Consider the following 15,843-nt stretch of genomic DNA (forward strand, 5'->3'; position numbering starts at 1 on the left):
TATTACACATCAGGCGAAAGATAAAGTCTCGCCATCGCACTATTTATCCCTGATAACGAGGTTTTAAGATGAAAAACATTAAATTAGAAAAAGTCTTCATCGCCGGTGGCTACGGCATGATTGGATCAGCTATCGCCCGCCAGATTCGTGAGCATTTTCCTGCGGTTGAACTGGTGATTGCAGGCCGCAATCCGGCCAAAGGCGCGAAGTTAATCGAGCAACTGGGGTTCGCACACCCGGCGTTTATCGATCTCACCGGAACGGAGGTACCTGGGCAGGCCGCCACCGCGCAGCTTATTATTGCCGCCGTGCCGGACCCTAAGAACCTGCTGGCGGAGTTTGCTATCAAAAATAACATCGCCTTCATCAATATTACCCAGGCAACGGGTGACGCCATTTTGCCACTGCTGAATTTAACTCAGCGATATCGGCCGACTCAGCCCGTCGTGCCCCTGGGCTATTACGAAGCGGGCCTGTTTTTACCGTTGGTTAGCCTGCTTGCGGCTGATTTTAGCGTTATTGATAGCGTGCAGCTTTCCGCGCTTCATGACCCGGCGGATCCGTTGGGAGAACTTTCCAGCAGCGAATTAGGCAATGAACCTGCTTCGGCTCTGATTCGGGAGTCAGGAAGCTGGACGCATTCATCCACTCCCCGGGATATCACTCTCCAGAATGGTGAAGTGGTTCAGGGCGTGCCGTTCAGCATACTCGATACCACCGCGGTGGCCGCTATAACCAGCGCGAATTCGGTCAGGCTGGATATCGCGGCGGGTACGTCAATGGGTATGCATCAGCATGGCAAGCCGTCTATTGACCTGTACGTTGATATTGCCGGCACGGATTATGCTGGCGAGCATGTCAGAAAGCGCGTGATTGCCTCTGACCCACACGGTCAGGCGCATATGACCGCTTTTGGCGTACTGACGGTGATTAAGGCGATGCTAGACAGTGAAAAAGGAGGCCTGGTTGCCGCTGAAATGCTGCTGGATATGGCTGCGGCGCTGCAGCAAATGAAAGACGCCGGGATCGCCATTTCCCGCGAATAAGAAAAATATCAATGCAGGGTCCTGCATTATATTCATCACGTTAATGAAGAAAGACTCACCTATAAACGATTCAGGCCGTAGGCATCAATATAAGTAAATATATGTAACTATATACAATGATCATTGTTGCGAACTGGAATTATTGATACTTTCCCGGCAGTTTAACCACACTCAAAAAAGGGAAATGTTATGAGGAAAGTGTCAGCTTTTATCGGTTCATTACTGCTGGTTTCTGGTTCCACATGGGCCGCGCCCGCTAAGGATTGTGTGAAAGTGGACAAAGCCGCGATAGAAGGCTTGTTCGACCGCTGGAATGACTCGCTAAAGACTGGAGATGCTAAAAAAGTCGCTGATACGTATCTTACCGATGCGGTGTTATTGCCTACTGTGTCAAACCAGGTACGTCTGACGGACGCCGAACGTGTGGATTATTTTGAACATTTTCTGGCGAAAAAGCCCGTGGGTAAAATTGACAGCAGAACGGTTAGAATTGGCTGCAATAAAGCGATTGATGTAGGGACCTATACCTTTACCTTTGAGGATAAAACGACGGTTTCTGCACGATACACTTTCACCTACGCCTGGGATGGCAGCGACTGGAAAATCTCTTCACACCACTCTTCCGCGATGCCTGAAGTTTAATTAATAAAGGCGGTGACGTTTGTCACCGCCTTTATTGGCTTGTCTGAATACCAACAGGGCCACTTTAATCGTGCGCGTTTCGTTTCTTGAAAAGCGATTATGGCTTTTTGTAGGCGTAACTCAGCAGAATAGGATCGTCAGGGATCTGCGTGAACTGCGTGATTATCTGGTGGTAGTCCGCCGTAGGGTCAAGATCCTGTAATTTTTGCGGGTACAGGTCTTTGGCCAGGATTTCCATTCCGATAATGTTGTACGGGTGATTATAGAAGTGGTGATACACGCCGTAGATCTTGCCTTCTTTCACCGGCTCGATGTTCTGGAAGGTGTTGCGAGCCAGCAGTTTACTGAAGGTCGCGTTCACTTCCTGCGGCGTGCCGCCGTAGCCAAACGGCAACACGCTCGGGTTCGGGCGTTTAGAGCCGGACATAATATAGACATCAGGCTTCATGGCGATGATCTGCTCCATCGACACAAACCCGGCGCTGCCCGGCAGCAGTTTAGAACCAATGTTCTTCCCGCCTACCGCTTCCACCAGCGCGCCCCAGCCGTTATGCCCGTGGGTAAAGCAGCAGTTCTCGGTGTTACCGGCGATCGGCTCAATAAACACCGTAGGTTTGTTTTTCACCTCGTCAGCAACCTGCTTTATGCGGGCCAGATGCTGCTGGTAATAGTCGGTGTACTCTTTGGCACGTTGTTCCTGATTAAGCACGGTGCCCAGCAGCTTCACGCTGTTGGCGGTGTTCTCCACCGGGTGCAGCTCATAGTCAACAAACACCACCGGAATATTGAGTTTTTTAAGGGACTTAATCACGCCGGTTTGTTCCAGCGCAGGCTTGGCTCGCAGTTGCGCAATCATGATGTCCGGCTGCTGCGCCAGCACGCTCTCAAGGTTGACTTCGCCCTGATCGCTAAAGCCCATATCAATAATTTTGGTGGCTTCGGGCCATTTGCCCTTCAGCACATCCCAGGTTTGGGTGTCCTGTTTTTTCGGCAGGTTATTCCAGGCTACAACGCGTTTGAACGGATCTTCACGGTCAAGCAGCGCAAGCGACAAAATGTCTCGCCCATCCTGCAGGATCACATGCTGAGGTTCTTTTTCGATAGTAATACGCTGGTTATCCATGTCGGTAACCGTGATCGGGTAAGTGGTGGCGCCGCAGCCCGCCGAAGCGAGCAGTAACCCTGTCAGGACCAAATTTGCTTTCATTGATTGATGCTCTCCATGAGAAAGAGATTAGTTATTATTACTATTTATATTAATAAAGCCTTAATTTCCCGCGGTATGGCAAGCACTGATTGGTTTAATTTCATTACGTGACAATGTCACAAAAACTTAAGCAAAATCGTAAATATATCGATACACCTCCCGTAACCCTCATTTGACGCATCTACGCTTTTCCCTTACCCTGCGCGGCATAAATGTATACAGCTCTTCGTAAATTCAGAGGAAAGCGTGAAGAACAGGACTCTTGGCAGTGTTTTTATCGTGGCGGGGACCACCATTGGCGCAGGCATGCTGGCGATGCCGCTGGCGTCTGCTGGCGTAGGGTTTAGCGTCACGCTGCTGATGCTCGTCGGCCTTTGGGGATTAATGTGCTACACCGCACTCCTGCTGGTTGAAGTGTATCAGCACGTTCCGGCGGACACCGGTCTGGGTACCCTCGCCCGGCGCTACCTTGGCCGCCCCGGCCAGTGGTTAACGGGGTTCAGTATGCTGTTCCTGATGTATGCCCTGACGGCGGCCTACATTAGCGGCGCCGGTGAACTGCTGGCGGCAAGCCTTAGCCAGTGGCTGTCCACTTCTATCTCCGCTACCTCCGGCGTGCTGCTCTTTACCGTTGTGGCGGGTGGGATTGTCTGCATCGGTACTCACATGGTCGATATGTTTAACCGCGTGCTGTTCAGCGCCAAAATCATTCTGCTGGTGGTAATGCTCGCCCTGATGATGCCGCATATCCACCACACCAACCTGCTCACGCTGCCGATTGAGAAAGGCCTGGCGCTTTCCGCTATCCCGGTCATCTTTACCTCGTTTGGCTTCCACGGCAGCGTACCGAGCATTGTCAGCTACATGAACGGCAATATTCGCAAGCTGCGCTGGGTGTTTATCGTCGGCAGCGCTATTCCTCTGGTGGCCTATATCTTCTGGCAACTCGCCACCCTCGGCGCCATTGACTCGCCAACCTTTACCGGGCTGATGGCGGAACATTCCGGGCTGAACGGCTTCCTGCAGGTGGTGCGTCAGGTGGTGGCCACCCCTCACGTTGAGCTGGCGATTCATCTGTTCGCCGACTTTGCGCTGGCGACGTCATTCCTCGGGGTTTCGCTGGGTTTATTCGACTACCTGGGCGATCTCTTTGCCCGCAACCGGAAAGCGTCTGGCCGCCTGCAAACCGGGCTGATGACGTTCCTGCCGCCGCTGGTATTTGCCCTGTTCTACCCGCAGGGGTTTGTGATGGCGCTGGGCTATGCGGGCGTTGCGCTGGCGGTGCTTGCCCTGCTGGTACCGTCGATGCTGGTGTGGCAAAGCCGCAAACAGCATGCGGAGGCAACGTGGCGCGTGACGGGCGGTAAGCCGCTGCTGGGGCTGGTCTTTGCCTGCGGGATCGCGGTGATTGTTATTCAGTTCCTGATTACCGTCGGCCTGCTGCCGGAAGTCGGTTAACGCTCTCGATATTCACGCGGGGCATTCGTCCCGCGTTCTTCATTTTTTCTGCTAATTCCCCGCTAAATCATCAGGATTTTGGACATAAAACCAGTAATTATGTAAGCAGAGTTAATATTGTAAATGCTAATTATTGTTATTATCATCTTAATTCCCATTATAAAATCGCTTCAGTTCAGATAAACAACATCATGAATCGCATTCCTTTTGGTTCTACTTTCGTTCGCCAGGCACTTGTTAATTCAAAATTATTAATCATTTCAACCTTCATTGTTGGGGCTCCGGCTTTCGCCGCCGACAAACCGAAGGAAGACACCTTAACCGTGGTCGCTACCGCTAACCCGGACGGCTCACCAACCAGCTATACCCAGGATGACTCCTCCATCGCCTCCCGCAGCAAAACGCCGCGCAGCGAAATCCCGCAGTCCGTTAGCGTGGTCACGCCGCAGGTGATTGACGACTACGCGGTGACCTCGGTCAATGACGCGATGAAGTTCGTCAGCGGCGTCACGCAGAGTAATACTCTCGGCGGCATCGAGGACGGTTTTGTCAAACGCGGGTTCGGCTCGAACAGCGATGGCTCCGTGTTTATTGACGGGGTGCGCAGCAACCAGGGCCTGGCGATGGATTCCAGCATCGACCATGTTGAGGTGCTGAAAGGCTCGGCCTCCCTGCTCTATGGCATCCTGAACCCTGGCGGCGTGATTAACCTCGTCAGCAAGAAACCGCAGTACAGCTGGAACACCCACGTCAGCGGCACCAGCAGCAGCAACGGCGGCGGGTCCGGCATGGTTGACGTCACCGGCCCGCTCGGCAACGGCTTCGCCTTCCGCCTGGTCGCCGAACGCCAGCATGAGGATTACTGGCGGAATTTCGGCACCGACGAACACACGCTGATTGCCCCGTCGCTCAGCTGGTACGGTGACAAAGCCTCTTTCAATATCAGCTACGTAGAATATAAGTTTGATATTCCGTACGACCGCGGCACGGCGTTTATCAACGGCAAACCGCTCAACATTCCTTACGACCGCCGCATTGACGATTACGCCAACCATGCCTGGGGCAAAAACAAACGCCTGACGACCAACTACTCGTACAAGCTGGATGACACCTGGGAAACGAACCTGAACTACGCCTGGATGCAGCGCCGCTACGACAGTAACGAAGTGCGTGCCACGGCGGTCGATTCTAACAGCGGCCTGGTTTCCCGTCGCGCGGATGCTAACCGTGGCTTTAACCACCAGACGGATTACGCGTCCTGGGACATCAGCGGCAGCCCTGAACTGCTGGGCATGACTCACGACATCACGCTGGGCGCGGATTACGAGCAAAACGAAACCTACAAGAAGTATTCGTACCGTGGGAAGGTGACGAAAACCTTCAATATGTATAACCCGGTGTACGGCGTCTCGCCGGTCACCAACGGCAGCACCTATAGCGATTCCAACAGCAACCTGCGCACTAATCTCTACAGCCGCTCCGTGTTTGCGAAAGACAGCATTCATCTGACCGACCAGTGGATTGCCGTATTGGGTGGCCGCCTGCAGCGCTATACCCAGACCTCCAGCGCCGGTTGGGTAAACCCGCAAACCACGCTGGAGGACCGGGGCAATGCCTTCCTGCCGCAGCTGGGCCTGGTGTACAAAATCGTGCCTGACGTGTCGCTGTACGGCAGCTACAGCAAGTCGTTCACCCCTTCCACGCAAACGGACGACAACGGCAACGTAGCGTCCACCGAAAAAGGGACGACATGGGAAGTGGGCGCGAAATGGCAGATGGCACCTCGCCTGACCAGCAGCCTGGCGCTCTACCGCATTGATGAAAAAGACATGTCGGTCTTTATCAACGGCGTGACCCGCAACATCCCGAAAGCGCGTTCTACAGGCGCGGAACTGGAGCTTAACGGCGAAATTGCACAGGACTGGAACCTGACGGCGAACTACAGCTATGACAAAACTGAGATCGTGGAAGATAACGTCAATCCGGTGAACGTCGGCAACCGCCTGGTAAATGCCCCGACGACCATGGGCGGACTTTACCTCAGCCACACCCTGCGTTTCTCCTGGCTGCCGGGTGAATTACGCCTGGGCGGCGGCGGGCGTTACGTCGGCAGCCGCGCGGGTGACCCGGAAAACAGCTTCACCATGCCGGCTTACACCGTGGCTGATGCGTTTGTGGCCTGGGACAGCAAGCTGCTGGGTAAAAATACCGAGCTGAAGCTGAACGTCAAAAACCTGTTCAACCGCGAGTACTATGAATCCAGTGCCGGTAACCTGCGCGTTATCGAAGGTGAACCGCGCACCGCTTATCTCTCCGCCAGCGTGGACTTCTGAGATGAAAAAGTCGCTGTTGCTCGCGGCCCTGCTGGCGCTTAGCGCCGGCAGTCAGGCCAAAACGATAACCGATATTCTGCAGCGTAAAGTTGAGGTGCCGGATAACCCGCAGCGCCTGGTCGTCGGCGAAAGCCGGATGATTTACACCCTCGCTTTGGTGGAGGACGGTAACCCGGCGAAGCGCGTCGTCGGCTGGCCTGCGGATCTGCAGCGTCTGGATCCGCAGACCTGGAACCGCTACACCGAAGCGTTCCCGGCTATCAAAGATATCCCGACTATCGGCAACAATAACTTCTCGCAGATAAGCGTGGAGAAGGTTATCGCCCTGCATCCAGACCTGGTGATTCTGCCGATCTACGCCAAAAAAGAGAGCAATCACGACAGCTTTCTTACCCAGCTGACGCAGGCGCACATTCCGGTGATTTACGTTGATTTCCGCGTCGATCAGCTGAATAACACCGTTCCCAGCCTGCGTATTCTGGGCGAAGCGCTAAACGACCAGCCGAAAACGGAAAAGTTTATCGCCTTCTATCAGCAGCACATGGCGAAAATTGCCCAACGCCTGGCTGAGGCTAAACCCGTGAAGCCGACGGTAATGTTGCAGCTGCATTTAGGGGATAAAAGCGACTGTTGCACCACCGTCGGGCGCGGCAACCTGGCGGATCTGCTGGCCTTTGCCGGTGGGGATAACATTGCCGTGAGCCGCTTCCCCGGCGTGTATGGCAAGATTTCCCCGGAAGCGCTGCTGACGGTGAACCCGGATATTTACATCGCCACCGGCAGCGCCGGGCCGGATCAAACAGACCGGTTGAAATTGGGGTCGGAAGTCACAGCCGTTCAGGCGCAGCAAAGCTTTACGCAGGTGCTTAGCCAGCAGAAAGTGATTTCTAACCTGAACGCTATCCAGAACGACAAAGCCTGGGCGGTCTGGCATAACTTCTACCTCTCGCCGTGGCATTTACTGGACGTTGAGTTCTTTGCCAAAACGTTCCATCCGCAGCTGTTTACGGATATGGACCCGCAGCAAACGCTGGACGAGATGAACCAGCAGTTCCTGGTGGTGAAAGAAACAGGCACTTACTGGACGAAACTGAAGTAATCTGTGTGCGGGTCAGCCGCTCTGGCCCGCCAATTTTACTAGTTGTATCTTTCATCCCTCAGGTAGACAGTAGTGAAAATCTGTTTCTTTCCATGAGGTGTCAATGACAGACTCGTCCCCCGCTCAGCCCACGCTTCATCTTCTCTGCGGCAAAATTGCTGCCGGTAAATCCACCCTGAGCGCAAAGCTGATGGAAACGCCCGATACTATTCTGGTCAGCGAAGACAGCTGGCTCGCGGCGCTTTACGGCGAGCAAATGCAAAGCGTGGCGGATTATGTCGCCTGCTCAGGCAAACTGAAAAAAGCGCTAACGCCGCATCTTGTTTCCCTGCTGAGGAACGGGCTTTCGGTGGTGCTCGATTTCCCGGCGAATACGCTGGCGAACCGCCAGTGGATGAAGTCGATTGCGGATGAAGCCGGGGCAGATAATCGCCTGCACTATCTGGACGTGCCCGATGACGTTTGCCGGGAGAGATTACGCGCCCGCAACAGCAGCGGAACTCATGATTTTGCCGCTACGGACGCGCAGTTTGATTTGATTACCCGCTACTTCGTTGCGCCCGATGAGCGCGAAGGGTTGACGATAATCCGCTACCCATAAGGTGACATTGTCACCTTTTAAAATTGACTAAAGGCTGTAACCCGGTTTTTTCAGCAGCGAATCCATCTCCGGCGCAATCTGCGTATCCCACACTTCGGCTTTCCAGTTCGCCTGATCGATCATTTTCAGCGCCACGGACAGCGACTCGTCCTTCGAGCCGAAGTGCTTTTTCAGCACATCACACATTTCGCTGGCCACGGCCTGTTTTTGCTCTTCGGTCAGCTCACGAGGGAAACATTTGATTTCGATATGCGGCACGGTGATTCTCCTTTTTGTTGTTGAACAGTAGTTTTACTGCTTTACAGGGGGATCGGGCAAGCGGCGAGTAAAAGAAAGGCCAGTTTCACTGGCCTTGAAGGGTTACTGGATTTTTCGCGCCGGCGCTTTTCTGACCGGCGCCTGTTCCGCTTTGTAATAGCTGGCGGTGCTGCGCGGCAGCGGCGCTTTGCCGCGAATCGCATCGGCAATTTTTTCACCGATCATAATGGTGGTGGCGTTCAGGTTGCCGGTAATGATCTGCGGCATGATGGAAGCATCCACCACGCGCAGCCCCTGCAGGCCGTGAACCCGGCCCTGCTCATCCACCACGGCCATGTCGTCGTGCCCCATTTTACAGCTGCCGCACGGGTGAAAAGCGGTTTCCGCATGGTTACGCACAAACTCATCCAGCTGTTCGTCCGTCTGGCAGTCAACGCCGGGGCTGATTTCGCGGCCACGGTATTTATCCAGGGCGGGCTGCTGCATGATCTCACGAGTAATACGAATCGCGTCGCGGAACTCCTGCCAGTCCTGTTCGTGAGACATATAGTTGAACAGAATACTCGGGTGCTCGTGAGGGTCGCGCGATTTCAGCTTCACGCGGCCCCGGCTTGGGGAACGCATAGAGCCGACGTGGCACTGGAAACCGTGCTCTTTCACCGCGTTTGAGCCGTTGTAGTTAATCGCCACCGGCAGGAAGTGATACTGAATATTAGGCCAGCTAAATTCTTCGCGGCTGCGGATAAAGCCCCCCGCTTCAAACTGGTTGCTCGCGCCTACGCCGGTGCCGTTGAACAGCCACTCTGCACCGATTTTTGGCTGGTTGTACCATTGCAGCGCCGGGTAAAGCGACACAGGTTCTTTGCATTCGTATTGCAGGTACATTTCCAGATGATCCTGCAGGTTTTCGCCCACGCCCGGCAGGTCATGAACAACAGGGATCTCAAGGCATGCCAGGAATTCTGCATCGCCCACCCCAGAGCGCTGCAGAATTTGTGGCGAAGCAATCGCGCCAGCGCTCAACAAAACTTCTTTGCGCGCTTTGGCCACGGAATGCACCGGGCTATCGTTCACCAGGTATTCCACGCCTATCGCACGCAAATTATCAAAGATAATGCGGTCAGTGGTTGCATGGGTCACGATGGTCAGGTTTTCCCGGCGCTTTGCTTCATCTAGATAACCACGGGCGGTACTGGCGCGGCGGCCTTTCGGCGTCACGGTACGGTCCATCGGGCCAAAGCCTTCCTGCTGATAGCCGTTCAGATCGTCCGTTCGCGGATAGCCCGCCTCAACGCCCGCTTCGATCATCGCGTGAAACAGCGGGTTGTTGCCCTGCTTCGGCGTCGTAACGGACACCGGGCCTTCGCCGCCGTGATAATCGTTGGGGCCGATATCGCGGGTTTCCGCTTTGCGGTAGTACGGCAGACAGTCCAGATAGCTCCAGTTCTCCAGGCCCGGCATCGATGCCCAGTTGTCGAGATCCATCGCGTTTCCACGAATGTAACACATGCCGTTGATCAGGGATGAGCCGCCGAGCCCTTTGCCTCGCCCGCACTCCATCCGGCGGTTGTTCATATACGGCTCAGGGTCGGTTTCATAGGCCCAGTTGTAGCGCTTGCCCTGCAGCGGGAACGCCAGTGCCGCGGGCATTTGGGTGCGGAAATCAAAGCGGTAGTCCGGGCCGCCTGCCTCAAGCAGCAGGACGGTGGTATCGGGATCTTCCGTTAAACGTGCAGCTAGAACATTACCTGCGGAACCCGCTCCAATAATGATGTAATCAAATTCCATTCATCCTCCTCAGGTGGGGTTAAAAGATTGAGTGATAGGTGCCCATCTCCAGTTGGATTGACTTAACTTGCGTATAGCTTTGCAGCGTCATCAGGCCATTTTCGCGACCAATGCCGGAATGCTTGTAGCCGCCCACCGGCATTTCCGCCGCCGACTCTCCCCAGGTATTAATCCAGCAAATCCCGGCCTCAAGCTGGTGAATTACGCGGTGCGCACGAGTGAGGTCGTTCGTGACTACGCCCGCCGCCAGGCCATAATCCGTGTCGTTAGCGCGGCGAATCACTTCCTCTTCTGATTCGTAGCTAAGGATCGACATTACCGGCCCGAAGATTTCTTCGCGGACGATAGTCATCTCATCCCGGCAGTCGGTGAACACCGTGGGCGCAACCCAGGCACCGTTATCAAACCCATCTCCGCGCAGCTTGTCGCCACCGCACAGCAGCGTCGCGCCTTCTTCACGGCCGGATTCGATGTAGCGCAGGACGTTTTCGCGGTGCGGGAAGCTGACCAGCGGCCCAAAGTTGGTGTGCGGGTCCATTACGTCACCGGCACGAATGCGGCCCACGCGCGCCACAATTTTCTGCTCAAACTCGGCTTTCAGCGCCGCAGGGATGAAAACGCGAGTACCGTTGGTACAGACCTGGCCGGAGCTGTAGAAGTTGGCCATCATCGCGATGTCCGCCGCCAGGTTGAGATCGGCGTCATCAAAGATAACCAGCGGAGATTTACCGCCCAGCTCCATCGTGACCTGTTTTAGCGTGGTACCGGCGGCATTCGCCATCACCTTTTTGCCGCTGGCTACGCCGCCGGTGAAGGAAACTTTGGCAATGCCAGGGTGTTCCGTCAGCAGTTGGCCCGTTTCTGCGCCAACGCCTGGTAGCACGCTAAAGACGCCGTCCGGCAGCCCGGCTTCGGTATAAATTTCTGCCAGCTTAAGTGCGGTAATCGGCGTCACTTCGCTCGGTTTGAAGATCATCGCGTTGCCAGCCGCCAGCGCAGGGGCAGACTTCCAAAGCGCAATCTGAATCGGATAATTCCATGCGCCGATCCCGGCCACAACGCCCAACGGCTCCCGGCGGGTGTAGACGAATGAGGTATCCCGCAGCGGGATCTGCTGGCCTTCCAAGGTAGTTGTCAGCCCGGCATAATATTCCAGCACGTCTGCACCAGTGACGATATCGACGGCGGAGGTTTCGCTGAAGGCTTTGCCAGTGTCTAGCGTTTCCAGCTCGGCCAGCTCATCGTTACGCTCGCGCAGAATGTCGACCGCGCGGCGCAAAATGCGTGCACGCTCAACGGGTGTTTTTGCTGCCCATATTTTCTGCCCTTTCTTCGCCGCAGCCACGGCGCGGTCAACGTCTTCCCGGCCAGCGGCCTGAACGACCGCCAGCACTTCGCCGTTAGCCGGGTTGATGGTTTCGAAAGTTTTACCGCTGAGCGCATTCACGTAAGCGCCGTCGATATAGAGCTTTTGTTCACCCAATCGGGACATGATTTCTCCTCGCTAAATTAGCTTTTCACCGCAATAAGATGCTGGTTGATGAATTGCGTGGTCAGTACGCTCGCCGCTTTGCGGTCAAACGGTTTGCCGCTTAGGGCCGCCCGCAGCCAAAGGCCGTCTATCAGCGCCGCGAGCCCATAGCCCGCCAGCCGGGCTTCCTCCTGCGGCAGCTCGCGCCTGAATTCGGCGGTGAGCGTGGATAACAGGCGGCGGCTGCTCACCTGCTGTAACCGGTAGAGCATCGGCTGGTGCATGCTGCTGGCCCAAAATGCCAGCCAGGCTTTCATCGCCGCGCTGTGCGTTTGTGTCTCGTCAAAATTTCCGTCCACGATGGCGCACAGCCGCCGTTCGGCAGAAGCGCCAGGTAAAGCTTTCAGTCGCCCCACCACCGCATCGCGGAGCTGGGCGGTGACGTCCCGCATGGTGGCCTCCAGCAGGCCGTTTTTATCCTGGAAGTAGTGGCTGATGATGCCGGTCGAGACCCCGGCCCGGCGGGCAATTTGCGCCACCGTGGCATCATGCATGCCGACCTCATTTATGGCGTTTAATGTGGCGTCGATGAGCTGTCTTCGCCTTATCGGCTGCATACCTTTTTTTGGCATCGCCCTGCTCCATTCATCAATAATTGTTATCTATTTAAGCGTTTATTGATTGAACGTTCAATATAAAATGTGTATTAATTGTTACGCAATGGCGTGAAAACAGAGAAACACTCGCGTTCCAGACAATAAGACAGAGGATTTTATTTGAATAAATTCAATGAATTAAATTTAATCATCAATGTAAGACCATAAATTGATTATGGAATTGTTAAAAAGCAATCTCACCTGCATTCACAAGAAAAACTTAACTGCTCATCTGAGTAGTCACCGTTACTTAACCTGAGGTAATCGATGACGAGTCCCGTTACTGCTCCTGCTACCAGTGAAAAAGACAAAATCAACCCGGTGGTGTTCTACACGTCCGCCGGGCTGATTTTGTGCTTTTCCCTGATGACCATTTTTTATAGCGATTTCTCCGCGAATCTGATTAGCCACACGCTAAGCTGGGTCTCCTCCCGCTTCGGCTGGTACTACCTGCTTGCCGCCACGCTCTACATCGTGTTTGTGGTGTTTATCGCCTGCTCGCGCTTCGGTTCTATAAAGCTCGGGCCGGAACAGTCCAAGCCCGAATTCAGCGTGCTGAGCTGGGCGGCGATGCTGTTTGCCGCCGGGATAGGCATCGACCTGATGTTCTTCTCCGTTGCAGAGCCGGTGACGCAATATATGCAGCCGCCGGAAGGTGCCGGACAAACCATTGAGGCGGCGCGCCAGGCGATGGTCTGGACGCTGTTCCACTACGGCCTGACCGGCTGGTCGATGTATGCGCTGATGGGCATCGCGCTGGGCTATTTCAGCTACCGCTATAATCTGCCGCTGACGATTCGCTCGGCGCTGTACCCGATCTTCGGCAAGAAAATTAATGGCCCGATTGGGCACACGGTGGATATCGCGGCAGTGATCGGCACGATTTTCGGTATTGCCACCACGCTGGGGATCGGCGTTGTGCAGCTGAACTACGGGCTGAGCGTGCTGTTTGACATCCCGGACAGCCTGGGGGCTAAAGCGGCATTGATCGTTCTGTCGGTGATTATCGCCACTATTTCGGTCACCTCCGGCGTGGATAAAGGTATTCGCGTGCTTTCCGAACTGAACGTGGCGCTGGCGCTGGGCCTGATCCTGTTCGTGCTGTTTATGGGCAATACCGAATTTCTGCTCAACGCGCTGGTGCTGAACGTGGGCGATTACATCAATCGCTTTATGGGCATGACGCTAAACAGCTTTGCGTTCGACCGCCCGGTGGAATGGATGAACAACTGGACCCTGTTCTTCTGGGCCTGGTGGGTGGCGTGGTCGCCGTTTGTCGGCCTGTTCCTGGCGCGTATTTCACGTGGCCGTACCATTCGTGAGTTCGTGTTAGGCACGCTGATTATTCCGTTTACCTTTACGCTGCTGTGGCTTTCGGTGTTCGGCAACAGCGCGCTGTACGAAATCATTCACGGCGACGGCACCTTTGCCCAGGAAGCGATGGCGCACCCGGAGCGCGGCTTCTACAGCCTGCTGGCGCAGTATCCAGGCTTCACCTTTAGCGCTTCGGTGGCGACGATCACCGGCCTGTTGTTCTACGTCACCTCGGCGGATTCCGGCGCGCTGGTGCTGGGGAACTTCACCTCTAAGCTGAAGGACATTAACAGCGATGCGCCCAACTGGCTGCGTATCTTCTGGTCCATTGCGATTGGCCTGCTGACAATGGGGATGCTGATGACTAACGGCATTTCCGCGCTGCAGAACATGACGGTGATTATGGGCCTGCCCTTCAGCTTCGTGATCTTCTTCGTGATGGCTGGGCTGTATAAATCGCTAAAAATTGAAGATTACCGCCGCGTTAGCGCCAGTCGCGACACCGCGCCGTATATGATGACCGCGCAGGATCGTCTTGGCTGGAAAAAACGCCTCTCCCGGCTGATGAACTACCCCGGCACGCGTTATACGCAGAAGATGATGGATACCGTTTGCTACCCGGCGATGGAAGAGGTTTCTCAGGAACTGGAACTGCGCGGCGCGAAGGTCGAACTTTCCGTTGAGCCACCGCTGCCGGATGAGAAGCTGGGGCACCTTGAACTGCGGGTGCATATGGGCGACGAACAAAACTTTGTCTACCAGATTTGGCCGCAGAAGTATTCGGTGCCGGGCTTTACCTACCGCGCCCGCAGCGGGAAGTCGACCTATTACCGGCTGGAAACTTTCCTGCTGGAAGGCAGCCAGGGCAATGACCTGATGGACTACAGCAAAGAACAGGTGATCATCGACATTCTCGATCAGTACGAACGCCACCTGAACTTTATCCACCTGCACCGCGAGGCGCCGGGGAACAGTATCACGTTCCCGAACGTGTAGGGGTTAGCACATCTTCTTATACGCGGCGGGCGTGATGCCCATTCGGCGCACAAACGCCCGCCGCAGCGTATCCACTCCGGAAAACCCGCTGGCGGCGGGTATCGCTTTTACCGGCAGCTCGCCGGACTCCAGCAGCTGCCTCGCCTTTGCCACTTTTTCGGCCTCCAGCCACTCGCCCGGCGTGATCTGTATTTCCTGATGAAACAGGCGCGTTAAATGCCGCACGCTGAGGTGAATATGTGCCGCCATCTGCTGGACCGTGGTCACCTCCGCTATGTTGGCGAGGGTCCAGCGCTGGAGATCCTGCAGCGCGCTGCGGCCGCTGAGCGAGGTCTTTTGCTCGCGGATGAAGTGGTTCTGGTTTACTGGCCGCTTGAAGAACATCACCAGATTAGCCGCTACGTCCTGCGCGACTTCCCGGCCCAGATCCTCTTCCACCAGCCTTAACGCGAGATCCAGCCCGGATGTCACGCCTGCCGCCGTGCGTAACGCCCCATCCATGATGTACAGCGCGTCGGCGCTGACTTCCGTTTCGGGGTAACGGGCGGCTAAAAGCGATGCAGCTGACCAGTGGGTAGTGACTTTCCTGCCTTTTAATAAGCCCGTTTGTGCCAATAAAAGTGCGCCGGTACAGACGGAGCCAAAGCGGCGGCTCTGGGTACAAAGCGCGATCATTTTTTTGCCCTGTTCGGCGCTAAGCGTTCTGCCTGCCGCATCCGGCGCACCGGCGACCAGAAATGTGGTTTCCCGCCCGCCCGCCGCGCTTTCCAGCACATCGTCAGCCAGCAGTTTAACCCCGGATGAAGCGACAATTGTCGGGGCTTCCAGCGCAACAATTCGTGAGTGATAAACCTCGCGGCACAGCACGCGGTTTGCTTCGGCAAACACGTCCAGCGGCCCGGAAACATCCAACAGTTGAACGCCCGGCACCGCCAGGATCAGGATTTGATGCGCCATTGTCTTCTCCACGTCGC

General features: G+C 55.4%; 13 protein-coding genes. 7 read left to right on the top strand and 6 right to left on the bottom strand.

From position 1 onward, the window contains the following. The first annotated feature begins 68 nt into the window (after positions 1 to 68). Positions 69 to 1,046 (top strand): Rossmann-fold NAD(P)-binding domain-containing protein, encoded by a 978-nt coding sequence (locus AAIE02_RS07190; RefSeq protein ID WP_498532259.1) that lies wholly within the window; start codon positions 69 to 71, stop codon positions 1,044 to 1,046. Positions 1,047 to 1,235: 189 nt separating this feature from the next. Next, on the top strand, positions 1,236 to 1,688 hold the full coding sequence (locus AAIE02_RS07195; protein ID WP_008458880.1) for an SgcJ/EcaC family oxidoreductase: 453 nt from the start codon (positions 1,236 to 1,238) through the stop codon (positions 1,686 to 1,688). A 97-nt stretch (positions 1,689 to 1,785) separates the two neighbouring features. Here the strand turns inward: AAIE02_RS07195 and AAIE02_RS07200 are convergent, their stop codons facing one another. Beyond that, a complete protein-coding gene (locus tag AAIE02_RS07200; RefSeq protein ID WP_498532260.1) occupies positions 1,786 to 2,895 on the bottom strand; it encodes an ABC transporter substrate-binding protein in 1,110 nt (369 codons plus the stop codon). A 246-nt stretch (positions 2,896 to 3,141) separates the two neighbouring features. Between AAIE02_RS07200 and tyrP the strand changes: the two genes are divergently transcribed. From tyrP to AAIE02_RS07220, 4 genes are all read left to right on the top strand, one after another. Further along, entirely contained in the window at positions 3,142 to 4,353 is a 1,212-nt protein-coding gene (gene tyrP, locus AAIE02_RS07205) for a tyrosine transporter TyrP (RefSeq protein WP_166863892.1), read from the top strand. Between the two features lie 191 nt (positions 4,354 to 4,544). Continuing rightward, entirely contained in the window at positions 4,545 to 6,686 is a 2,142-nt protein-coding gene (locus tag AAIE02_RS07210; protein ID WP_336981201.1) for a TonB-dependent siderophore receptor, read from the top strand. A gap of 1 nt (position 6,687) precedes the next feature. Continuing rightward, positions 6,688 to 7,785: an ABC transporter substrate-binding protein gene (locus tag AAIE02_RS07215; RefSeq protein WP_336981203.1), complete on the top strand. Its 1,098-nt coding sequence runs from the start codon at positions 6,688 to 6,690 to the stop codon at positions 7,783 to 7,785. A 103-nt stretch (positions 7,786 to 7,888) separates the two neighbouring features. Then, entirely contained in the window at positions 7,889 to 8,386 is a 498-nt protein-coding gene (locus AAIE02_RS07220; RefSeq protein WP_336981206.1) for a P-loop nucleotide/nucleoside kinase family protein, read from the top strand. A 27-nt stretch (positions 8,387 to 8,413) separates the two neighbouring features. Here the strand turns inward: AAIE02_RS07220 and pptA are convergent, their stop codons facing one another. The 4 genes from pptA to betI form a co-directional block, all read right to left on the bottom strand. Then, positions 8,414 to 8,644: a tautomerase PptA gene (gene pptA, locus AAIE02_RS07225; RefSeq protein WP_039293536.1), complete on the bottom strand. Its 231-nt coding sequence runs from the start codon at positions 8,642 to 8,644 to the stop codon at positions 8,414 to 8,416. Between the two features lie 102 nt (positions 8,645 to 8,746). After that, complete coding sequence (gene betA, locus AAIE02_RS07230) at positions 8,747 to 10,432, bottom strand: choline dehydrogenase (RefSeq protein WP_498532261.1); 1,686 nt, start codon at positions 10,430 to 10,432, stop codon at positions 8,747 to 8,749. Positions 10,433 to 10,451: 19 nt separating this feature from the next. Then, positions 10,452 to 11,924 (bottom strand): betaine-aldehyde dehydrogenase, encoded by a 1,473-nt coding sequence (gene betB, locus AAIE02_RS07235; protein ID WP_498532262.1) that lies wholly within the window; start codon positions 11,922 to 11,924, stop codon positions 10,452 to 10,454. Positions 11,925 to 11,941: 17 nt separating this feature from the next. Next, complete coding sequence (gene betI / locus AAIE02_RS07240; RefSeq protein ID WP_008458862.1) at positions 11,942 to 12,535, bottom strand: transcriptional regulator BetI; 594 nt, start codon at positions 12,533 to 12,535, stop codon at positions 11,942 to 11,944. Between the two features lie 291 nt (positions 12,536 to 12,826). Here betI and AAIE02_RS07245 point away from each other — a divergent pair, with 291 nt between their 5' ends. After that, positions 12,827 to 14,869 (top strand): choline transporter, encoded by a 2,043-nt coding sequence (locus tag AAIE02_RS07245; RefSeq protein WP_008458860.1) that lies wholly within the window; start codon positions 12,827 to 12,829, stop codon positions 14,867 to 14,869. 3 nt (positions 14,870 to 14,872) lie between these two features. Here the strand turns inward: AAIE02_RS07245 and AAIE02_RS07250 are convergent, their stop codons facing one another. Beyond that, positions 14,873 to 15,826, bottom strand: a complete 954-nt coding sequence (locus tag AAIE02_RS07250; protein WP_498532263.1) for a GlxA family transcriptional regulator — start codon at positions 15,824 to 15,826, stop codon at positions 14,873 to 14,875. Positions 15,827 to 15,843 lie beyond the last annotated feature (17 nt).

It is taken from the genome of Cedecea sp. Ae19-4 (assembly GCF_059801165.1).